A 21721-nucleotide genomic window follows, 5' to 3' on the forward strand; every position below is an offset into this window, starting at 1 on the left:
CGCATGAGCCCCCTGCTCCTCAATCGGCGTCAAGGGCTGCGAGCCGGCCCCCTGCGGCTGAACCGGCACCGGCGGTCGCGGATGGGTGGCGCGGGGAGCCGTCGCGTGCGCGTGAGCCCCCTGCTCCTGAATCGGCGTCAAGGGCTGCGAGCCGGCCCCCTGCGGCTGGACCGGCGTCGGCGGTCGTGGGTGGGTGGTGCGGGGAGCCGTCGGGTGTGGGGCGGTGCCGTGCGGTTTCGGTGGTTGCAGGGGGTGCCCCATGGTCGGCTTCCTTTCCCGTCAGCCCGGCCATCGGGCTTGACAGGGAAGGAAGTTACGGAGCGGAGGCACTCGTCGGCGTCCCGCCAGGGAGCTGTCCTGCGGGGTAGTTCTCAGGTACTACGGGTATCACCAGGCGAGCTGGGCGATCTCCTCCGCCGCCACCGCGCAGGCGTCCGCCGCCGGGTCGATCAGGGGGAAGTGGCCCACGTCCTCCAGGAGGGTCAGGCCCACCATCTCGCCCGCCTTCGCCGCGGCCTCCGCGTAGGACTCGGCCACCGGCTGCGGTACGACCAGGTCGGTGCGGCCCTGGACGAGGGTCGTGGCGATGCCCGTCGGCAGGAGCAGTGCCGGGTCCGCGTACGGGCGGCGCTCGGCGAAGGCGTCCGGTCCGCCGAGGAGTTGGAGGGACGCGTGCGCGCAGACCTCCAGTTTCTCCGCCACCTCGAAGTCCGCGATCGGGGCGAGCGCGACGACGCCACGCAGGTCGGCCGGGCCGTCGGTGCGCCACGGCGCGTCCGGGGGAAGGACATGGCGGGCCGCCGCCCACAGCGCCAGGTGCCCGCCCGCCGAGTGGCCGGTCAGGACCGTACGGCGGGGGTCCGCCTGCGGCAGCGCCTCGCGGACCAGGGCGGGCAGGGCGTCCAGGGCCGCCGCGATGTCGTCGAAGGTGTCGGGCCAGCGGCCGGCCGGCGGCGTGCCGTCGTCCGGGGTAACGGCCGAGTCCTCGCCGCCCCGTCTGTACTCCACGTTGGCCACCGCGAAGCCTCTGCGGGCCAGGTAGTCCGCGAAGGGGGTGATGTGGCGGCGGTCGTAGCGGGCCCGCCAGGCGCCTCCGTGCAGGACGACGACCAGCGGGGCGAGGACGCCGGGAGCGGCGGAGTCCGGGCCGGGGCGGGGAGCGTAGAAGTCGATCACCTGGTCGGGATCGTCACCGTACGCGGCGGTGACGTCCGGGTCGACCGGGGAGTGCGAGAAGGCCGACTCCTCTTCGGCGGCGGCGCGGGCTGCGGCGGCGTCGTCCGGCATGCTCCAACCTCTCAACTACAGAACGGGTTTGGCGGACCAGGTGGGAAATCGGCCGTTGGCGGGGACGGTATCAGGCCGGTGACGTGCGGGGACACGGGGATGTCACGCACGGTGAGGGGCACCCGGTACTCCGGGCCCCGGAAGGCCCGGTGCGGGGCTCGCCGACAGCCCCCGCACCCGCCGCACCCCGCCCCCGCGCCCGCCCTACGCCAGCTCCTCCCCCAGCACCCGCGCCGCCCGCTCCACGTCCCGGAAGCCCACGTACAGCGGGGTGAAGCCGAAGCGGAGGACGTCGGGATGCCGGAAGTCGCCCACCACACCCCGTGCGATCAGGCGTTTCATCACCTCGCCCGCGTCCGGGCAGCGCAGGGCGATCTGGCTGCCCCGCTCCGCGTGCCGCTCGGGGGTCACGCACTCCACGCGGCCCGGCTCGGTGTACTCGTCCACGCACCGCAGGAAGAAGTCCGTCAGTGCCAGGGACTTGGCGCGGACGGCGGTGACGGACACCCCGTCCCAGACGTCGAGGGCGGCCTCCAGCGCCAGCAGGGAGAGGATGTCCGGCGTGCCGACCCGGCCGCGCACCGCGCCCGCCGCCGGGGTGTACGACGGGCTCATGCCGAACGGCTCGGCGTGGGAGTTCCAGCCGGGCAGCGGGGAGTCGAAGCGGTCCTGCACCTCCCGGCGCACGTACAGGTACGCCGGTGAACCCGGGCCGCCGTTCAGGTACTTGTAGGTGCAGCCGACCGCGAGGTCCACACCGTGCTCGTCCAGGCCCACCGGCAGCGCGCCCGCGCTGTGGCACAGGTCCCAGACCGCGAGGGCTCCGCAGGCGTGGATCGCGGCGGTGAGCGCCGGGAGGTCGTGCAGCCGGCCGGAGCGGTAGTCGACGTGGTTGAGCAGCACGGCGGCCGTGCGGTCGCTCAGCGCCCGCGGCACCTCGGCAGGGGTGACCGCGCGCAGGGTGCGGCCGGTCAGCCGGGCCGCCGACTCGGCGATGTAGCCGTCGGTGGGGAAGGTCGTCGCGTCCACCAGGAGTTCGTCACGGCCGTCGTCCGCCATGCGGATCGCGGCGACCAGTGCCTTGAAGACGTTGACGCTGGTCGAGTCGCCGACGACGATCTGGCCCGGCGCCGCGCCGACCAGCGGGGCGATCCGGTCGCCGATCCGCTCCGGCGCCGTCCACCAGCCGCTCTCCTCCCAGGAGCGGATGCGCAGTTCGCCCCACTGGCGGCGGACGACGTCCGCGACCCGGTCGGGGACGTGCGCGGGGAGGGCGCCGAGGGAGTTGCCGTCGAGGTAGACCACCGCGTCGAGGACGAAGCGGTCCCGCAGGGCGGCCAGCTCGTCGGCCTCGTCCAGCTTCTTCGCGAGCAGGGGCAGCTCAGACATGGGACCTCGCCGTCCACAGCTCGGGGAACACGTTCTTGCGGGCGCGCTTCTCCAGCCAGGCCACACCCGCGGAGCCGCCGGTTCCGGCCTTGGCGCCCATCGCGCGCCGGGTGGCGACCAGGTGGTCGTTGCGCCAGCGCCAGACCAGTTCGGCCACGTCACTCAACGCCTCGCCGAGGCGGGCGAGTTCGGCGTTCTGGTCGCCGGAGTAGATCTCCGCCCAGGCCGCCTCGACGGCGTCGGAGGGCTCGTAGCGCTGGGAGACGTCACGGTGCAGCACGGACTCGGGGATCGCGTGGCCGCGGCGCGCGAGGAGCCGTACCACCTCGTCGTACAGGCTCGGCTCGTGCAGCGCCTTCTCCAGTTCCGCGTGGACGCGCGGGGCGCCGCGGTGCGGGACGAGCATGGACGCGGACTTCTCGCCGAGCAGGAACTCCAGGCGCCGGTACATCGCCGACTGGAAGCCGGAGCCCTCGCCGAGGGCAGCGCGGTAGGAGTTGAACTGTGCCGGGGTCAGCTGGCCGAGCGGCTTCCAGGAGGCGTTCAGGGCCTCCAGCTCCCGCACGGAACGCTTCAGCGCGGCGAGGGCGGTCGGCACGTCGTCCGAGCGGAGGGCCTGCGCGGCCGTCTCCCACTCGTGCACGATGACCGTGAACCACAGCTCCATGACCTGGGTGGTCACCAGGAAGACCATCTCTCCGGGGTCGTCGGAGAGGGTGTGCTGGAGGTGGGTGAGGACGTCCGCCTTGACGTAGTCCTCGTACGGCGTCGTCCCCGCGAAATCGAGATTCGGGGTCTCGGGCTCAGCGGCCTCGTAAGGGGGGTGAGCCTGTTGGGACATCGCTGTCTCCTGTTGTCACTCCGGGTAGCGGTCCGCCCCTGCCGATGCCGGCACGGGGGCCCCGGTCCCCATACGGAATCCTCCGCAATGCTTCCGGATACGGCAAGGCCGATCAGGCCGCGGGGGAAACGCGCTCAACTCCCGCGACAGCCCCATGGGCCCCGGCCTCCGCGCCCGGGAGGGGCGTCGCGGCGCGGGGCCGGGGCGGACTCATGCGTCCCGTACGGGTCAGCCCAGGGTCTGGGCCGCCGTCGGCGAGGAGTCCTTCAGGAACTGCGTGCAGCGCTCGTACTCCTCCTGCTCGCCGATCGCCTGGGCGGCGCGGGCGAGGGCGTGCAGGGCGCGCAGGAAACCACGGTTCGGCTCGTGCTCCCACGGCACCGGGCCATGGCCCTTCCAGCCGTTCCGGCGCAGCGCGTCCAGCCCACGGTGATAGCCCGTCCGGGCGTAGGCGTACGACTCCACGACCGAGCCCCGCTCGAACGCCTCGTCGGCCAGCTGGGCCCAGGCGAGGGAGGAGGTGGGGTACTTGGCGGCGACGTCCGCGGGCGCGGTGCCGTTCGCCAGGGCCTCGCGGGGCCCCGGGTCGTCGGGGAGGTGAGTCGGGGGCGGACCACCGAGAAGGTTCTCGTGAATCGTCATGGCTTCAGTTTCGCGCATGACCCCGGCAACCGACTCGGCACGGTCCGCGAGCGCCCCCAGGGGCGCGGGGAACTGCGCGACCAGCCCTCACCGAGCCGCGCCCGAAGAACCACCACAGCCTACGACGCCACCACACAGCCGACGGCACCGCAGCTCCCCAGGGGCGCGGGGAACTGCGCGACCAGCCCCCACCGAGCCGCGCCCGAAGAACCACCACAGGCTACGGCGCCACGGCTGCCCACGCCGACGCCACCACACAGCCGACGGCACCCCAGTCCCCCAGGGGCGCGGGGAACTGCGCGACCAGCCCCCACCGGGCCGCAGCCGAAGAAGCCGCCGCGCTCACCCCTGCCTGTCGGCCTCCAACGGCGGAGCCGTCACGTTGCCGTGGGTCCGGCATTCCGGGCGGCGGCAGCCCGGCGCCGGGCGGCGGACCAGGGCGAACGCGATCGCCGAGCCCAGCAGCAGCGCCCCCGCGCAGATCGGCATCGCCCGGTCGAACGCCGCGTCGAACGCCGTGGGCGACCGGTACGCCTCCGCCCCCATCCCCGCCAGCAGCGGCAGCGCAGCGACGGCCAGCAGCCCCGCCGCCCGCGCCGCCGCGTTGTTGATGCCGCTGGCCAGGCCCGCCCGCGCGGTGTCGACGGAGGCGAGGACCGTGGCCGTCAGGGGCGCGACCAGGGTGACCATGCCGGCGCCCATCACGAGGAGCGCCGGGAGCACGTCGGTCAGGTAGTCCGCCCCCTTCCCCACCCGCAGCATCAGCAGCATCGCCGCCGCGCACAGCAGCGGGCCCACCGTCAGCGGCAGGCGCGGCCCGGTACGGTCGGCCAGCGCGCCGGAGCGGGAGGAGAACAGCAGCATCAGGGCCGTGGTGGGCAGCAGGGCCGTACCGGCGGCGAGCGGCGAGTACCCCGCCACCACCTGGAGCTGGAGCGCCGTGAGGAAGAAGAACCCGCCGAAGGCCGCGTACACGCACAGGGTGACGAGATTGACCGCCGTGAACTGGCGCGAGGCGAAGATGTCCGGCGGGAGCATCGGGTCGGCGCGGTGGCGCTCCACGTGCACGAAGCCCACCGCCGCCGCGAGGCCCGCCGCCCCGGTCAGGGCCACCGCCAGCGAGCCGCCCCGCGCCTCGATCAGCGCGTACGTCAGCAGGGCGAGGGCAAGGGCCCCCAGGGCCGCGCCCAGGACGTCGAAGCGGCCGTGGGCACGCTGATCGCCCGATTCCGGCACGTGCCGCAGCGCGATCGGCGCGCACAGCAGCGCCACGGGCACGTTGAGGAGGAACACCCAGCGCCAGCCGGGGCCGGCCACCAGCCAGCCGCCGAGGAAGGGGCCGACGGCGGCGCCGATCCCGCCGAAGCCGGACCACAGGCCGACCGCGCGGCTGCGGTCGTCGGGGTGGAAGGACGCCTGGATGAGCGCGAGCGAGCCGGGGGTGAGCAGGGCGCCGCCGATGCCCTGGAGGGCGCGGGCGGCGATGAGGATGCCTGAGGTGGGGGCCAGACCGCACAGCAGGGAGGCCGCCGCGAACCAGACGACCCCGAGGACGAAGATCTTCCGGCGGCCGTAGCGGTCGCCCAGCGAGCCGCCCAGCAGGATCAGCCCGGCCAGCGTGACCATGTACGCGTTGACCGTCCACTGGAGGGCGGCGAGGTCGGCGTCCAGGTCGTGGCCGATGCGCGGCAGGGCGACGTTGACGACGGTGGAGTCCAGCATCGCCATGCTGGAGCCGAGGACCGTGGTGAGCAGGATCCACTTGCCCTGGGGCGAGGCGAGCCGGACGTCGGGCATGCCCCCAGGTATACAGCGGGCCCGGCGGCATGGACAGCCGCCGGGCCCGCCGGAACGCCGTACCGCTTACTTGATCTTGTTGCCCGCCGAGCGCAGGTGCTGCGTGGCCTGGACGACACGCGCGGCCATGCTCTCCTCGGCCAGCTTGCCCCAGGTGCGCGGGTCGTAGGCCTTCTTGTTGCCGACCTCGCCGTCGACCTTCAGGACGCCGTCGTAGTTCTGGAACATGTGGCCGGCGACCGGACGGGTGAAGGCGTACTGGGTGTCCGTGTCGAGGTTCATCTTCACCACGCCGTTCTCCAGCGCGGTCAGGATCTCCTGCTCGGTGGAGCCGGAGCCGCCGTGGAAGACGAAGTCGAACGGGGAGGCCTTGCCGAACTTGGCGGCGACGCCCTCGCTCAGCTCCTTCAGCAGCTCCGGGCGCAGGACGACGTTGCCCGGCTTGTACACGCCGTGCACGTTGCCGAAGGAGGCGGCCAGCAGGTAGCGGCCCTTCTCGCCCAGGCCCAGGGCCTCGGCGGTGCGGATCGCGTCGTCGACGGTGGTGTACAGCTCGTCGTTGATCTCGTGGGTGACGCCGTCCTCCTCACCACCGGTCGGGGTGATCTCCACCTCCAGGATGATCCTGGCGGCGCGGGCGCGCTCCAGCAGCTCCTGGGCGATGGCGAGGTTGTCGGCGAGGGTCTCGGCGGAGCCGTCCCACATGTGCGACTGGAACAGCGGGTTGCGGCCGGCCTTGACGCGCTCCTCGGAGATCGCGAGCAGCGGACGCACGTACCCGTCGAGCTTGTCCTTCGGGCAGTGGTCGGTGTGCAGGGCGATGTTGACCGGGTACTTCTCGGCGAGGACGTGCGCGTACTCGGCGAGCGCCACGGCACCGGTCACCATGTCCTTGCTGTACTGCCCGCCGAGGAACTCGGCCCCACCGGTCGAGATCTGGACGATGCCGTCGCTCTCCGCCTCCGCGAAGCCGCGCAGGGCCGCGTTCAGGGTCTGCGAGGAGGTCACGTTGATGGCCGGGTAGGCGAACTTGCCTGCCTTCGCCCGGTCGAGCATCTCGTTGTAGACCTCGGGGGTTGCGATGGGCATTCTGTCCGCTCCTTGTGTTGCGGGTTGGCGTTCTGCGTTACGGCCCTGACCTAGACCTGGGGTGCGACGTCATCGTCGGCCCCATCTTTCCAGACATGGGGTGCTGGGTCGGCGCCCCGGTCAAGTGCAGGTCACACCGCCCGGTCAGTCCAGACCCAGTTCATCCTTCGAGAAGGCGAAACGGTACGGAACGCCCGCGCCGGCCTCGATCTTCTCGGCGGCACCGGTCGCCCGGTCCACGATGGTGGCGACGGCGACGACCTCGGCACCGGCCTCGCGCACGGCCTCCACGGCGGTCAGCGGGGAACCGCCGGTGGTGGAGGTGTCCTCCACCACCAGGACCCGGCGGCCCGCGATGTCCGGGCCCTCGACGCGCCGCTGGAGCCCGTGCGCCTTGGCGGCCTTGCGGACGACGAACGCGTCGAGCCTGCGCCCGCGCGCGGCGGCGGCGTGCAGCAGGGCGGCGGCGACCGGGTCGGCGCCCATGGTGAGCCCGCCGACCGCGTCGAACTCCAGGTCCGCGGTCAGATCCAGCAGTACCTGGCCGACCAGCGGGGCGGCCTCGCCGTCGAGGGTGATGCGGCGCAGGTCGACGTAGTAGTCGGCCTCCAGACCGGAGGAGAGGGTCACCTTGCCGTGCACCACGGCCTTGTCCTTGATCTGTTGCAGCAGCGCGCCGCGTACGTCCGTCATGCCGACCAGCTTAGAGCCGCCGCCAGCTCCAGGTGGTGCCGGCTTCCAGCGGGTCCAGCGGGGTGACCAGGCGCGGGAGGGTGTTCAGCCCGTTGGGCGGCCCGGTCTGCGGCTCCACGCAGACGGCCTCGGCCTGCTCGTCGTAGACCACCACCCACTCCTCGCGGCTCGCCACCTTCAGCTCCAGCTGTCCCGGCCAGGTGAGGGTGACGTCGACGCCGCCGGGCATGCCGAAGCAGTCGTCCCAGGGGCCGGGCCGCGGGTCGACGCGGTTGCCGGTGGGCAGGTGGTCGGCGCCGCGCTCCTCCTGCCAGGCGGGCTTGAAGTCCAGCCGGACGTCCTCGCCGCCGAGGTTGCGGTGGAACCACGGGTGCCAGCCGAGCTGCGCCGGGAAGGAGTCGTCGTACGTCTCCACGGACATCGTCAGCGTCAGGCCGTCCTCGGCGAGCGAGACGATCTGGGTGACACGGCCGGGGTGCGGCCAGGGGTCGGTCAGCTCGTACGTGATCACCGCCTCGTTCTCCGTGACGCGCGCGGTGCGCCAGGCGCCGTCGCGCGCGGTGCCGTGGATGGCGTGCGGCGGGGAGTTGAGCGGCATCTGGCGGACGGTGCCGCCGTCCAGGAAGCGGCCGTCCCGGATGCGGCCGCACCAGGGCACCATCGGGAAGCAGCCGTAGCGGGGCCCTTGCCTCAGCAGTTCCAGGGAGCCGATCCTGAGGCTGCCGATACGGCCGCCGTTGGCCGGGCTGACGCGTGCTTCCGCTTCGCCTGCGGTCAGCGTGATGTCTTCGTTACTCACGGGAAGACAGTACTTGGCGGAGAACGGCGCCCACTTCGGCCGCGCGCTTTCGCTCAGCGGCGTTTTCGCAGCGCCCTGCTGACGACGATCGCTGAGGCCACCACCAGTGCCGCCGCCGGTGCCGCCCAGCGCAGTGCCGATGTCGCCGTGACCGTCTGCGGCGCCGGGACCGGGGCGTAGCGGCCGCGCGGCGGGGCGTGGTCGACCTCCTCGGCGCTGCGGCCGATCATCGTGCGGCGGGCGTGCGCGGCCTCGGCGGGGGGTTCACCGGTGTCGGCGAAGTCGCCGGAGGAGCGGTCGGGGTAGGCGGTGACGATCCCGGTGTCGGCGTCCGTGTCGACGTCCGTGTCCGTGTCCTCGTCCGCGTCCGCGTCCGGGGCCAGGGCGGACGGGGGGATCTCGGTCTCGAAGACGGAGGTGTGGGTGGCGCCGGTGGGGGCCTTCGGCTGCTCGTCGGCGTCGGCGTCGGCATCCGCGTCGGCACCGGCGTCCGCGTCGGCACCGGCGGCCAGGGACTCCACGAAACGGTTCAGCAGTCTGGTCGCCGCCGCGGTCACCGTCTCCGCCGGCAGTTCCGCGATCCGGCCGGTCGCGTCCACCGTGCCCTCGGCCGTGACCGTGCAACCGCCCTCGGTGTCCGCGAGGCGCAGGGTCAGGGCGAGCTTGACCGCGCCGGTGCCGCGGGCCTCGGTGGCGTCGCCCACGACGGCGTACGCGCCGCCCTCGCGGGCGGTCACCCGGGCCGTGCCGCGGTAGGTGACGGAGTGTCCGCCCACCCTCAGCTTCAGCCGGCCGGTGATCGGTTCGGCACCGGCGTCCTGTTGCAGGCCGGGAATCGCCCGGGCCACGCGTGTCTGGTCGGCCAGTGCCGCGCTGAGCCTGTCGGCGGGGGCCGGGACGAAGACCTGGTGCTCCATGTCCGTGGAGCCTACCCAGTTGTCGCCGGAACTCACCCGGGCGTGAAGCCTCTCAGTACCTCGGATGCACCAGCGTCGACACCGGCACCCCGGCCACCCGCGTCCGTTCCGCCGCCCGCGCGTCCGCCGTCAGCCCGGCCTGCGTCAAGGTCCCCGCGCGCTCGCGGCCCACGCGCAGAGCGGGCGCGGCATCCCCGCGCGCCGCCAGCAGAAACCCCCAGTCGTGTGGTGCCCGGGACGCCCCCGTCGAGCGGTCGGGGCCGGCCGCGAAGGCGGAGTCGTGGCCGGGCACCCGGTACGGCGAGGCGGCGAAGCCGGCGGCGCGCAGGGTCGCGGCGACGGTCCAGAAGGCGCGGGGCCGGGCGGTGACGGGCCCCGCGTGCACCACCAGGCGGCCGTCCGGGGCCAGGACGCGGCGGGCCAGGCCGTAGAACTCCTGGGAGTAGAGCTTGGTGCTGGCGGTGATGCCGGGGTCGGGGAGGTCGCTGATCACGACGTCGTACGCCGGTCCGCGCGCCTCCCGCAGCCAGGTGAGCGCGTCGGCCGTGGTGACGTGCACGCGCCGGTCGCCGAACGCGTGCCCGTTGACGGCGGCCAGGCCGGGGTCGCCGCGGGCCAGCCGCACCAGGCCGGGGTCGAGTTCGACGACGTCCACGCGGCGCACCCCGGGGTGGCGCAGCACCTCGCGGGCGGCCAGGCCGTCGCCGCCGCCGAGGATCAGCACGCGCGCGTGCGGGCCGGTGAGGGCCGGCCGGACCAGGGCCTCGTGGTAGCGGTGCTCGTCCCGGCCGCCGACCCGGAGGCGGCCGTCGAGGAAGAGGTCGAGGGGTTCGCCGTGGGTGCCGCCGGCCAGGACGACCTCCTGGACGTCGGTCTGCACGGCCACCCGGACGTCCGTGCCGTACACCGCGCGCCGGGCGGCCCGTTCGAAGTCGCCGGCGAGGGCGGCGGCGGAGGCGAGGACGCCGAGCACGGTGAGCCCGGCGAGGAGCAGGGTCCAGCGGGCGCGGCGGGTGAGGTCGCGGCGGAAGAGGCCGAGGACCAGGGCGCCGCCCGCGACGACGTTGACCGTCCCCGTCAGCAGGGCGCCCGTCAGCTGGCCGAGGAACGGCAGCAGCAGGAAGGGGAAGGCGAGACCGCCGACCAGCGCGCCGACGTAGTCCGCGGCGAACAGGTCGGCCACCGCGCCGCCCGCGTCCTGCCGGCGGATGCGCTGGATCAGCTCCATCAGCAGCGGGACCTCGGCGCCGATGAGCAGGCCGATGGCGAGGGAGAAGGCGACCAGCAGGCAGCGCGGCCCGTCGGCCCACATCCCGCCCCAGCCGGCGGTCCATGCGAAGACCGCGTACAGGGCCATGGCGCTGCACCCGCCGATCAGCGCGAGGGCCGACTCGACCGCGCCGAATCCGGCCGCCGCGTGCCAGCGCAGCCGCTTGGCGCCGAGCGAGCCGATGCCCATCGCGAACACCATCACGGAGAGCACCACGGAGGCCTGGGTGACCGAGTCGCCGATCAGGTACGAGGCGAAGGCGACCAGTTCGAGTTCGTACACGAGTCCGCAGGCCGCGCAGACGAAGACGCACACGAGGACCAGGAACCGCCCGGTGCCGGGCCGGACGGGCAGCCGTGCGGGGCCTGTCCAGGAGGGCGGGGCGCCCGGGGGCGCGGGGGCGTGCGGTTCGATCACGCTGCGACGTTACGTCACTTGCTCGCCACGCCTCGTCACCCACACGTGTGGATCTGAGGGCGGTTGACGCATGGCGGGTTTATGTCGCCGCGGGGTTCCGGGCCGCCGTCCGCGTCCGTGCCCCGACCCGGGTCCGGGTGGCCACCAGCTGGCCGTCCTGCGGGTAGGCGTGCCAGGTGCGCCAGTGCACCTGGCCCTCCTGGTGCTGGGCCAGCATCGCCGTGAAGGCGTGCGGGCTGCCCGGGAAGACTCCGGCGAGGCCGTGCGGATGGTCGGAGACGAGGGCCAGCAGTTCCTGGGCGCGGCCCGCGAACGAGCCGGGGGTGAGCACCTCCACGCGGGCGGCGAACTCGTATTCCCAGTCGCCGACGCGCTTGGCGACGCCCAGCGGCAGCGGGGTGCTGGAGCCGGGGATGCAGGCGACCGTCTCCGAACAGCGGCCTCGCTCCTCGTCCAGGAGCACCTGGTGGGACGCGCCGAGCAGTCTCAACTGGAGCTTCGCGCCGGTGAGTTCGAGATCCAGGGTGGCCAGGGCGGGCAGCGGCTCGCGTCCCAGGGCCCAGGCGAGATCGGCGGCGCGCGTATCGGTGTAGGTGGTGTTCAGGGTCGTGAGCATGGATCGGCTCCGCTAACACGCAAGGAGGGGGAGATCGGCCATGTCAGCCCAGCCGGCCCGGCCGGGGTGGGGAGCCTGGGGGACGTCCGAGGGGCTGCGTTGGCGGTTTAGAGGGAATCATGAACAGTGGCGCCGCCACAGCGTTTTTACCCAACTTCGTGGGGTTTCCATCCCTCAGAGGGCTCCACAGCTCAACTGTTCAACTACGGCGTGCGCCCGGCGCGGAAAAAGAACGCGGCCGAGCGCCCGCCGGACGGTCTTCCCCCGACGGCCACCCGGCCGTGTGCGGCCCGGACGCGGGCCGCATCCCGGACGTGTGCGGCCCGGATGCGGATCCCCCTGTTCCGGAAGCTCGGCTGCCCCGTGTCAGCCGCCTCCGCCGCATCCGCCCCCGCCGCCGCACGACGAACCCCCGCCGCACGACGAGCCCCCGCCGCAGGACGAACCGCCTCCGCAGGAGTGCCCCCCGTGGTGGCCGCCGTGCCCACCGTGTCCGCCCGACGAGCCGGAGTCCCCGCCGCCGGCCCACCAGCTGCTGTCGCCCCCGCCCGCCGCGTAGGCCGCCGAAGACGACGAGGACGCCGACGCGCGGTACGCCCGGTTCCGCCGGCCGCCCTTGCCGAGCGACACTCCGCCGCGCCGGTTGCGGCGGTTACGGCCCGCCGCCGCCGCGATGACCAGAACCACGGCCACCGCCAGGATGATGCCGACGGTCATGGCGCCACCCTCCTTCCGTTCCCCCGAAGCGGCCCCCCGTGGGCGCCTCGCTGTTGCCGCGTCCTACCGCGGTGACCGGGGGATGCCCGGCCGCGCCGGACCGCAAAGCAGAGTTGAGGAACTCCAGAGCTTGAGCGCAGGATGACCGGCATGACCTCCAGCGCACGCCCCCACCTCAACCGCCGGCTCGCCGCGTTCGGGACGACGATCTTCGCCGAGATGTCGGCGCTCGCCGTGGCGACCGGGTCGATCAACCTGGGCCAGGGCTTCCCCGACACGGACGGGCCCGAGGAGATCCGGGAGGCCGCCGTACGGGCGCTCCGCGACGGCCGTGGCAACCAGTACCCGCCCGGCCCCGGCATCCCCGAGCTGCGCACCGCGATCGCCGCGCACCAGCTGCGCCGCTACGGCCTGTCCTACGACCCCGACACCGAGGTGCTGGTCACGGCGGGCGCGACCGAGGCCATCGCGGCCGCGCTGCTGGCGCTGGTCGAGCCGGGGGACGAGGTGGTGGCACTGGAGCCGTACTACGACTCGTACGCGGCGAACATCGCGATGGCGGGCGGCACCCGGGTGCCGGTGACGCTGCGGCCCCACACCGGCGAGGGGGCCGGCTTCCGGCTGGACCTGGACGAGCTGCGCGCGGCGGTCACCGACCGCACCCGGCTGCTGCTGATCAACACCCCGCACAACCCGACCGGCACCGTCCTCACGCGCGCGGAGCTGGCCGCGATCGCCGAGCTGGCGGTGGAGCGGGACCTGCTGGTGGTGACCGACGAGGTGTACGAGCACCTGGTCTTCGACGACGCGGAGCATCTGCCGCTGGCCACGTTCCCCGGGATGCGCGAGCGGACGGTCAGCATCGGGTCGGCCGGCAAGACCTTCTCGTTCACCGGATGGAAGGTTGGCTGGGTCACGGCGAACGGCCCGCTCGTCTCCGCGGTCCGGACCGTCAAGCAGTTCCTGACCTACGTCAGCGCGGGCCCCTTCCAGTACGCGGTCGCCGAAGCGCTGCGCCTGCCGGACGCATACTTCGACAGCTTGCGCGCCGACCTCCGCCGCAAGCGCGACCTGCTCGGCGCCGGCCTGCGCGCGGCCGGGTTCAAGGTCTACCAGCCGCAGGGCACGTACTTCATCACCACCGACATCACCCCTCTGGGAGAGAAGGACGCCCACGCCTTCTGCCGCGCGCTCCCCGAGCGCTGCGGCGTCGTCGCCATCCCCAACTCGGTCTTCTACGACGACCCGGATGCCGGCCGCAGCCAGGTCCGCTTCGCCTTCTGCAAGAGGGACGACGTTCTCGACGAGGCCACGAGACGCCTGCGGCGCCTGGCGTCCTGAACGCACGCCGCCTCTGGGCTCGCTGCAACGGATTTGGCCGGGACCGGTGACAGCACCCTCGGATCATGCTGGACAGGGGCGGCAGAGAGTCATATCGGCCCCGAAGGATACGAACCCGAACCGGACTCCGCGAAGGAGGCAATGGGCGGGCAGTAGCCCTCCTCGGCCAGCCAGGCGCGGGCCCGGCCACGCTTCCGCTCATCGCAGAACCGGTGGTACCGGCCAGGCGCCCGGCACGTACAGCCATCGCTCGGGGCCGTCCGTTTCCTCGGCCTCGGGCTCCGGCGACCACTCGTCGGTGAACGCCGGCCAGCACTCCTCGGTGAGCAGGTCGATCCTGCCACCGGATTCGACCGGGTCGCCCTCCAACAGCATGGCGAGCATCTCCAGATCGACTGGGATCGGGCGCAGGAGGGGGGCCGCCGCCTCCCCGGAAGCCGCGCTCGTCAAGTGCGCCGACGAACCGAGGCCGCCATCTCCGCAGCCACCGGCAGGCCCTGCGCCACGGCCCCGGCCACACCGTCCCCGGCCAGTTGCAGTACCTCACGCGCGGTTCCACGGCGCACCCGGTAAGCAGCGCCACCCCGTCCTGCGCGTGGAGCGCCCCGTGCACGGCCCGTAGGCCGTTCTCGTCCCATCCGCTGGGCGGCAGCGCCGCTGGTCAGCGGCGCGGTTTGCGGCCGCTCTTGCCGGCAGGTCGCCCGCGTTTGCGGGTGCGGCCGAGTCGGGCGGCAGGAGTACGCAGTGCCCGGGCCGCCAGCTGCCCGAGCTCTTCGAGTCCGGTCCGGTCCGGGTGCGCCGAGTCCAGGGCGGCGGCAATCGCATCCCTGAGCTGGGGGCCCTGGACGCGTAGCGTCTCCTCGGCGCTGCCTGGGCCGCCCGCCAGCTCCACGAGCTGGAGCAGGTTCTCGGCGAGCACCAGCAGATGCTCGGCATCGGTCATGTCCTGCGGGGACAGCGACTCATGCCGCGCCAGCACGTTCAGCGCCAGAGGCGCCAGCTGGGTGTCGCGACGCAGGGTATGCAGCAGCCGTTCGCCCTCACCGTCCGGCAACGCCGCCGGCAGCACGTCGAGCATCGCCTGCGCACGCGTACGGAAAGGCATGGTCCTCACAGCGTCGGTCAGTTGCCGCAGTGCGGGCTCTCGCTCGCCGCGGGCCGTGATCCAACAGGCCAGCTCCAAGTGGGCGGCGTCCGGGTCGTAGTCATCGGCCAGCACCCCCAGCAGGCCCGCCGCCGGCGCCTGGGCCAGTTCACCGACCAGCGGTGCGTCCCTGCCGACCGCCAGCAGCCGCTGTCGTACGGCCCGGGTACCGAGCTCGGTGAGACGGATGAGCTCGACCGGCCCGGCGGTCAGCTCCTCACGCCGGGCATCGGCGCGCTCCCGCGCCGCCGGATCCGTCGCCGCCCCCGCGACGCCCAGCAGCTCCGCGAGCTCCGGCGGCATGTCCGCGAGCCGCTCGGCTCCGGCATCGGAGAGATCGACGGCGAGGAACACCGGATCGGCCATCCCACGGTCACGCTCGATGGCACCCAGGTCGTCCAGCAGGTCGAGCACCGTGCCCAGGTCCCGGTCGGCGTGCTCGAACCACATCCGGTGCTGAAGGTCCAACCCGGCGTCGAGCTGGAAGGAGGTCCGACAGGCCAGGTGTACCGTGTCGCGCAGCCGCGGCCAGGGCATCGGGTACGGCAGGCTGTAGAGCGTGTTCAGCACGTCGTCCAGAACGTCCTCGTAGACGTCGAAGAGCATCGACTCGACGTGCCGGCCGCTGCGTGCCCCGATCAGGGCCTGCCGCAGCTCGAAGCACGCGTCGAAGGCGCGCAGCCACAGCTGGAGCGGGTCGGCCAGCACCGGTCTGGCCTTGGCCACCGCGTACAACCGCCCCTTGACCACCCGGACCAGCCGTGCCTTCTTCGCCCACTCCATCAGCAGTCCCAGCCGCGGCAGGTCTGCCGAAGCGCGCGCCCCCTCGGCGCTGTCGCCGGTGCCGAGTACGTCCACCAGCTCGCGGGCCTCCGCCATCCGCAGCCGTCCCGTCGCCGTCACCGGGCGGCCGCCCTGCCCCGCCCATTCGGTGAGTCCCCGCAACTGCGCCACGGTCGTCGACGCCTCGGCCCGTCGGCGCAGCTCGTCGTCCGGGGGAAGCATCACGGGCAGTTGCGGCTCGGCCCGGGCCACGCCGGACAGCGCGCGGCCGGTCAGCCGCCGTTCCATGATCGCGGCGAGAGTCTGCTGATCGTAGGTGACCTCCCCGCGCTGCGCCCGGTCCGCGAAGCGCTGAAACGCCGCGCCGTCCTGGACGTCCACGCCCTGCTCCGCGGCCGTCGTCGCCCAGAACTTCGCCAATCCCCAACGGGTACGGTCCGTCATCGCCGCCAGATGCTGTTCCGCGACCCTGTCGACCGCGGCAAGGGAATCCTGGAGTGAGGGGCCGCGCGGGTCCGCCAACTGCGCGGCGTGCAGATAGCGCAATAGCGTGCGCAGTGTGCCCGGGGCGTCGGCGCGTTCCTCCCCGAGAAGCTCGGTGACCTGCTGGGGAAGCCAGGAGAGCAGTAGCTCCTCCACATGGCGCGACTCCCACAGACCCAGGCGGCCGTCGGCACTCGCACGGTGCCGGTAGTCCAGCACCGTCTCGGCCGTGAACCCGTCCACCGGCAGCCCCTGCTCCCCGGCCCACCGAACCAGGCGGTCGACCAGCAGCCCACGCGCCGCCTCGAACTCCTCCTCGGCCTCGGGTTCGAACCGCATCCGCATGCGCCGCGACGCCCCTCCCGGGCGCGGAGGCCGGGGCCTCCCTCGTCAGCGGGCGTCCGCCTCGGGTTCCGGACGCGGAAGTTCGTCGAGGTCGAGGGTGAAGGTGCGGCCGTCGGCCAGGGGGATGGGGAGCTTGCCCGTGCCGTACTTGTGGGTGTGTGCGGCGATGTAACCGGTGGCGGTCGGCTGGGTGTGAAGGACGACTTCCTGGGCGTAGGGGTCCACGACCAGGTAGATCGGAATTCCGTAGCGGCCGTACTTCGCGGTGCAGTCGTCGTAGTCCTTGCGTGCGGAAGACGTCGAGACGACCTCGGAGATCAGCAGGACGTCCTCGAAGCTGTAGCGCTTGCCCTCCCGGCGGGCGTCCTCACGCAGGATCGCCAGATCGGGGGCGGAATACTCGTCGGCGGGGAAGTCGATGTAGACGTCGGAGACGGTCTTCGCGTGGCGTCCGAGCGACACGATCGTGTCGTACTGCATCGACTTGATCGTGCTGGAGTGCTCGAAGCTCTGCGGAGTCATGATCACCTTTCCGTCGGCCCCGAACAGGACCGTGTACCCCTTGGGGAACTCGGTGTGCACGATCGCGTCGACGCTCATGGACGGCTCCTTCCCGTGTGTGGTCAGGATACGGCGGACAGCGCCCTGTCACCGATCCCGGCGGTACGGCTGTGAACCTGGTCCGGACACGACACCGCGACCAACGAGTAGGTGTGTGAACGCGGCGTCGGCTGGGTGACGGCCGCTCCCGGGCTGGTCAGCGCGGTGCGCGCGGTGAGGCAGTTCCTGACGTACGTCTCCTCGGGCCCGTTCCAGTACGCGGTGGCCGAGGCCCTGGCCCTGCCCGACTCCTACTTCGAGGAGTTCCGCCAGGGCATGCCGGCGCGCCGGGAGATCCTGGCGGAGGGGCTCACGGCGGCGGGCTTCGAGGTGTTCCGGCCGGCCGGGACGTACTTCATCACCACCGACATCCGGCCCCTGGGCGAGAAGGACGGCTTCGCCTTCTGCCGCGCGCTGCCGGAGCGGGCGGGCGTGGTGGCCATCCCGAACGCGGTCTTCCACGACGACCGGGAGGCGGGGGCGCCGTTCGTGCGGTTCGCCTTCTGCAAGCGGGAGGAAGTCCTCCGCGAGGCGGCGGAGCGGCTGCGGCGCATGTGAGCGCCGGAGCCGCTGCGGCGTGTGTCAGCGCGAGGAATCCGGTCCGGGAGCGGAAGGCCCCCGGACCGGCCGGGTCGGGTTACTCCCCGTCGTCCTCGGGCTGCTCCGAGTCGTTGACCTCCTGCTCCAGGCCGAGCTGCTCGACCAGCCACTTGTCGAACTCGATCGCGGCCCGCACCCAGCTGACCGTGGAGGAGACGAAGTGGTTGATGTCGACGCCCGTGCCGATCAGCATCTGGGCCTCGCCGATGAGACGGACGGTGCCGTCGTCATGGGTGTGGGTGTACACCTTGGGCCACAGAGTGCGGCGGTTCCAGTCGTCGATGGACTCCAGCAGCTGCGGCTTCTCGTCGATCTTGTGGGGGCGGTCGTAGAAGGTCCGCACCGAGAAGATCGCCTGTTCGGCCTCTCCCCGGAACATGAAGTAGGTGCGGAACTGCTCCCACGGCGCGGCGAGGTCACCCTCCTCGTCCACGACGTACTTCAGCTCCATCTGGTCGAGAAGCTGCTTCACCAGGTCCTGATCCGGGAGGACGGGGCCCGCCGGTCCTGGCTGCGGTTCGGGCTGGCCCCCGAAATTCGGAATCGAGGACGGGTCGATGCTCACCGTGTTTTTCCCTTCATGCGGATGCGGCCATCCTCCCACCGGCGGGTCGGGGGATGGCAACCCCCGACCCGCCGGTCAGCCCACAGCTGACAGCCGGGGTGTCCGCTAGAGGGTCTTTCCGGTCGCGGGGCCGACCAGCAGGCCCTCGCCGAAGCGGTCCACGCGGACCGTGTCGCCGTCCTTGACCTCGCCGGACAGGATCTCCTTGGCGAGCCGGTCGCCGATGGCGGTCTGCACCAGTCGGCGCAGCGGCCGGGCGCCGTAGGCCGGGTCCAGGCCCTCCTCCGCCAGCCAGGCCAGCGCCTCCGGCGTGACGTCCAGGGTGAGCTGCCGCTCGGCCAGCCGCTTGGCCAGCCGGTCGATCTGGAGCCCTGCGATCCGCTCCAGCTCGGGCTTGGTCAGCGCCGAGAAGACCACCAGGTCGTCCAGCCGGTTGAGGAACTCCGGCTTGAAGGAGGACCGGACGACCTCCAGCACCTGCTCCTTCTTCTGCTCCTCGCCGATCAGCGGGTCCATCAGGAACTGGCTGCCCAGGTTGGAGGTGAGCACCAGGATGGTGTTGCGGAAGTCGACCGTCCGGCCCTGACCGTCCGTCAGCCGTCCGTCGTCCAGCACCTGGAGCAGGATGTCGAAGACCTCGGGGTGGGCCTTCTCCACCTCGTCCAGCAGGATCACGCTGTACGGGCGCCGCCGCACGGCCTCGGTGAGCTGGCCGCCCTCCTCGTAGCCGATGTACCCGGGGGGCGCGCCGACCAGCCGGGCCACGCTGTGCTTCTCGCCGTACTCCGACATGTCGATGCGGACCATGGCCCGCTCGTCGTCGAAGAGGAAGTCCGCGAGCGCCTTGGCCAGTTCGGTCTTGCCGACGCCGGTCGGGCCGAGGAAGAGGAAGGACCCGGTGGGCCGGTCGGGGTCGGCGATCCCGGCCCGCGAGCGGCGCACGGCGTCCGACACGGCCCGCACGGCCTCGCCCTGGCCGATGAGCCGCTTGCCGATCTCCTCCTCCATGCGCAGCAGCTTCTGCGTCTCGCCCTCCATCAGGCGCCCGGCGGGGATGCCGGTCCAGGCGGCGACGACGTCGGCGATGTCGTCGGAGCCGACCTCCTCCTTGACCATGGTGTCCTTGGTGACCTCCTCCTCGGCGGCGGAGGCGGCCTCCAGCTCCTTCTCCAGCTGCGGGATCTCGCCGTACAGCAGCTTGGCCGCGGTGTCGAAGTCGCCGTCGCGCTGAGCGCGTTCGGCCTGCCCGCGCAGGTCGTCCAGGCGCTCCTTCAGCTCACCGACCCGGTTGAGGGACTGCTTCTCCTTCTCCCAGCGGGCGGTCAGGCCCCGCAGCTCCTCCTCCTTGTCGGCGAGGTCGCGGCGCAGCTTCTCCAGGCGGGCGACGGAGGCCGGGTCGGTCTCCTTGCTCAGGGCCAGCTCCTCCATCCGCAGCCGGTCGACGGCGCGCTGGAGTTCGTCGATCTCCACGGGCGAGGAGTCGATCTCCATGCGCAGCCGGGAAGCCGCCTCGTCGACGAGGTCGATGGCCTTGTCCGGCAGGAAGCGGGAGGTGATGTACCGGTCGGACAGGGTCGCGGCGGCCACCAGCGCGGAGTCGTTGATCTGCACCTTGTGGTGGGCCTCGTAGCGGCCCTTGAGCCCGCGCAGGATCGCGATGGTGTCCTCGACGCTCGGCTCGCCGACGAAGACCTGCTGGAAGCGGCGCTCCAGTGCCGGGTCCTTCTCGATCCGCTCGCGGTACTCGTCCAGCGTGGTCGCGCCGATCATGCGCAGCTCACCGCGCGCGAGCATCGGCTTGAGCATGTTGCCCGCGTCCATGGCGGAGTCCCCGCCGGCGCCGGCGCCGACGACGGTGTGCAGCTCGTCGATGAAGGTGATGATCTGCCCGTCGGACTCCTTGATCTCCGACAGGACGGCCTTCAGGCGCTCCTCGAACTCGCCGCGGTACTTGGCACCGGCCACCATCGCGCCGAGGTCGAGCGCGACCAGCCGCTTGTCCTTCAGCGACTCGGGCACGTCCCCCTTGACGATCCGCTGGGCGAGCCCCTCGACCACGGCGGTCTTGCCGACGCCCGGCTCACCGATGAGGACGGGGTTGTTCTTCGTACGACGGCTCAGCACCTGCACGACCCGCCGGATCTCCTGGTCCCGCCCGATGACCGGGTCGAGCCGGCCCTCGCGGGCGGCGGCGGTGAAGTCGGTGCCGAACTTCTCCAGGGCCTTGTACTGGCCCTCGGGGTCGGCGGTGGTCACGCGGCGTCCTCCCCTGGCCTTCTGGAAGGCCTCCTGCAGTTTCTTCGCGTCGGCGCCCTGCCCCTTGAGCACGTCCCCGGCGGCCCCGCCCTTCGCGGCGATGCCGATGAGCAGGTGCTCGGTGGACAGGTACTCGTCGTCGAGCGCCTTGGCGCGCTCGGTCGCGTCCGCGATCACGGCCAGCATCTCGCGGCTCGGCTGCGGCGGCGCGACGGTGGACCCGGTCACGCTGGGCAGACCGGCGAGGATGCGCTCCGCGCCGGAGCGTACGGCGGCCTGGTCGGCGTCGACGGCCGCGAGCAGGTCGGTGATGTTCTCGTTGTCCTGCCCCTGGAGCAGAGCCAGCAGCAGGTGAGCGGGGGTGAGGTCCGGGTGCCCCTCGGTCACGGCACGATTGCTCGCCGCGTTGATCGCGTCCCGGCTCCTGTTGGTCAGCTCGGCGTCCACGTGTGCGCTCTCCTCCTACCCGACGGTCCTGCATCAACCAACGTACACAAAGTTGAGTCTATTCCACTCAAGGCAAGCCGCGCACGGGTCCGGGCGGTGTCGGTTAGGTTGCACGGCATGGCCTCGTACTCCCAGAACCCGGCTGCCCCGGACGAGCCGTATCTCGCCTTCTGGCGCGAACGGCATCTGTGCACCCTGACGACCCTCCGCCCCGACGGCAGCCCGCACGTGGTGCCGGTGGGGGTGACCTACGACGCCCCGGCGCGGCTGGCCCGGGTGATCACCAACAAGTCGAGCGCGAAGGTGGCCCATGTGCTCGCGGCCGGGGCCGAGGGGGCCCGGGTGGCGGTGTGCCAGGTGGACGGCCGGCGCTGGGCGACGCTGGAGGGGCGGGCGCGGGTGCGCGCCGAGCCGGAGCGGGTCGCGGAGGCGGAGCGGCGGTACGCGGAGCGGTACGAGCGGACGCCCTCGCCGAACCCGTCCCGGGTGGTGATCGAGATCGAGGTGGAGCGGGTGCTGGGACGCGGCTGACACACGGCGCTTTTCGGCCACCGTGCGGTCACCGCGGAGTACGCCCATACCCGGAAATGTCCCCGCAAACGGCAGCGGGGGGGGGGGGGGGGGGGGGGGGGGGGGGGGGGGGGGGGGGGGGGGGGGGGGGGGGGGGGGGGGGGGGGGGAGGA

General features: G+C 72.6%; 19 protein-coding genes and 1 pseudogene. 3 read left to right on the top strand and 17 right to left on the bottom strand.

Going from position 1 to position 21721, the window contains the following annotated elements:
- Positions 1–387: 387 nt before the first annotated feature.
- The 12 genes from ACZ4WH_RS41285 to ACZ4WH_RS41340 form a co-directional block, all read right to left on the bottom strand.
- On the bottom strand, positions 388–1287 hold the full coding sequence (locus tag ACZ4WH_RS41285) for an alpha/beta hydrolase (protein ID WP_468190714.1): 900 nt from the start codon (positions 1285–1287) through the stop codon (positions 388–390).
- A 204-nt stretch (positions 1288–1491) separates the two neighbouring features.
- Complete coding sequence (kynU, locus tag ACZ4WH_RS41290; RefSeq protein ID WP_468190716.1) at positions 1492–2676, bottom strand: kynureninase; 1185 nt, start codon at positions 2674–2676, stop codon at positions 1492–1494.
- A complete protein-coding gene (locus ACZ4WH_RS41295) occupies positions 2669–3517 on the bottom strand; it encodes a tryptophan 2,3-dioxygenase family protein (RefSeq protein ID WP_468190718.1) in 849 nt (282 codons plus the stop codon). Before ACZ4WH_RS41295 ends, kynU begins: the two co-directional genes overlap by 8 nt.
- A 228-nt stretch (positions 3518–3745) precedes the next feature.
- The gene (locus ACZ4WH_RS41300; protein WP_030648291.1) at positions 3746–4159 is read right to left on the bottom strand and encodes a DUF3151 domain-containing protein; all 414 of its coding nucleotides are present in this window, start codon (positions 4157–4159) and stop codon (positions 3746–3748) included.
- A gap of 342 nt (positions 4160–4501) precedes the next feature.
- On the bottom strand, positions 4502–5956 hold the full coding sequence (locus ACZ4WH_RS41305) for an MFS transporter (RefSeq protein ID WP_468190720.1): 1455 nt from the start codon (positions 5954–5956) through the stop codon (positions 4502–4504).
- Positions 5957–6022: 66 nt separating this feature from the next.
- On the bottom strand, positions 6023–7045 hold the full coding sequence (gene fbaA / locus ACZ4WH_RS41310) for a class II fructose-bisphosphate aldolase (RefSeq protein WP_468190722.1): 1023 nt from the start codon (positions 7043–7045) through the stop codon (positions 6023–6025).
- Between the two features lie 144 nt (positions 7046–7189).
- Positions 7190–7738 (bottom strand): orotate phosphoribosyltransferase, encoded by a 549-nt coding sequence (gene pyrE, locus ACZ4WH_RS41315; RefSeq protein ID WP_468190724.1) that lies wholly within the window; start codon positions 7736–7738, stop codon positions 7190–7192.
- A gap of 10 nt (positions 7739–7748) precedes the next feature.
- Positions 7749–8537, bottom strand: a complete 789-nt coding sequence (locus tag ACZ4WH_RS41320) for an aldose epimerase family protein (protein WP_468190726.1) — start codon at positions 8535–8537, stop codon at positions 7749–7751.
- A 53-nt stretch (positions 8538–8590) separates the two neighbouring features.
- Entirely contained in the window at positions 8591–9454 is an 864-nt protein-coding gene (locus ACZ4WH_RS41325) for an SRPBCC family protein (protein WP_468190728.1), read from the bottom strand.
- Positions 9455–9506: 52 nt separating this feature from the next.
- Positions 9507–11141: a polyamine aminopropyltransferase gene (locus tag ACZ4WH_RS41330; RefSeq protein ID WP_468190730.1), complete on the bottom strand. Its 1635-nt coding sequence runs from the start codon at positions 11139–11141 to the stop codon at positions 9507–9509.
- A gap of 79 nt (positions 11142–11220) precedes the next feature.
- On the bottom strand, positions 11221–11757 hold the full coding sequence (locus ACZ4WH_RS41335) for a DUF2617 family protein (RefSeq protein ID WP_468190732.1): 537 nt from the start codon (positions 11755–11757) through the stop codon (positions 11221–11223).
- 366 nt (positions 11758–12123) lie between these two features.
- Positions 12124–12474: a hypothetical protein gene (locus ACZ4WH_RS41340; protein WP_468190734.1), complete on the bottom strand. Its 351-nt coding sequence runs from the start codon at positions 12472–12474 to the stop codon at positions 12124–12126.
- Positions 12475–12615: 141 nt separating this feature from the next.
- Between ACZ4WH_RS41340 and ACZ4WH_RS41345 the strand changes: the two genes are divergently transcribed.
- Positions 12616–13815 (top strand): pyridoxal phosphate-dependent aminotransferase, encoded by a 1200-nt coding sequence (locus tag ACZ4WH_RS41345; RefSeq protein ID WP_468190736.1) that lies wholly within the window; start codon positions 12616–12618, stop codon positions 13813–13815.
- 198 nt (positions 13816–14013) lie between these two features.
- Here ACZ4WH_RS41345 and ACZ4WH_RS41350 read toward each other — a convergent pair whose 3' ends face one another.
- From ACZ4WH_RS41350 to ACZ4WH_RS41360, 3 genes are all read right to left on the bottom strand, one after another.
- Complete coding sequence (locus ACZ4WH_RS41350) at positions 14014–14199, bottom strand: hypothetical protein (RefSeq protein WP_468190738.1); 186 nt, start codon at positions 14197–14199, stop codon at positions 14014–14016.
- Positions 14200–14476: 277 nt separating this feature from the next.
- Positions 14477–16570 carry a hypothetical protein gene (locus tag ACZ4WH_RS41355; protein WP_468190740.1) on the bottom strand — a complete coding sequence of 698 codons (2094 nt, stop codon included), beginning with the start codon at positions 16568–16570 and terminating at the stop codon, positions 14477–14479.
- 45 nt (positions 16571–16615) lie between these two features.
- Positions 16616–17170 (bottom strand): Uma2 family endonuclease, encoded by a 555-nt coding sequence (locus tag ACZ4WH_RS41360; RefSeq protein ID WP_468190742.1) that lies wholly within the window; start codon positions 17168–17170, stop codon positions 16616–16618.
- 126 nt (positions 17171–17296) lie between these two features.
- Between ACZ4WH_RS41360 and ACZ4WH_RS41365 the strand changes: the two are divergent.
- A pseudogene (locus tag ACZ4WH_RS41365) lies at positions 17297–17728 on the top strand (aminotransferase class I/II-fold pyridoxal phosphate-dependent enzyme); the annotation flags it as partial.
- Between the two features lie 79 nt (positions 17729–17807).
- Here ACZ4WH_RS41365 and ACZ4WH_RS41370 read toward each other — a convergent pair.
- Together ACZ4WH_RS41370 and clpB are read right to left on the bottom strand one after the other, a co-directional pair.
- Positions 17808–18335 carry a type III secretion system chaperone family protein gene (locus ACZ4WH_RS41370; protein WP_365699071.1) on the bottom strand — a complete coding sequence of 176 codons (528 nt, stop codon included), beginning with the start codon at positions 18333–18335 and terminating at the stop codon, positions 17808–17810.
- A gap of 105 nt (positions 18336–18440) precedes the next feature.
- The gene (gene clpB / locus ACZ4WH_RS41375) at positions 18441–21038 is read right to left on the bottom strand and encodes an ATP-dependent chaperone ClpB (protein WP_468190744.1); all 2598 of its coding nucleotides are present in this window, start codon (positions 21036–21038) and stop codon (positions 18441–18443) included.
- Positions 21039–21155: 117 nt separating this feature from the next.
- Here clpB and ACZ4WH_RS41380 point away from each other — a divergent pair, with 117 nt between their 5' ends.
- Positions 21156–21569 (top strand): pyridoxamine 5'-phosphate oxidase family protein, encoded by a 414-nt coding sequence (locus tag ACZ4WH_RS41380; RefSeq protein ID WP_468190746.1) that lies wholly within the window; start codon positions 21156–21158, stop codon positions 21567–21569.
- The last annotated feature ends 152 nt before the right edge of the window (positions 21570–21721 follow it).

It is taken from the genome of Streptomyces sp. NPDC029138, assembly GCF_055564375.1.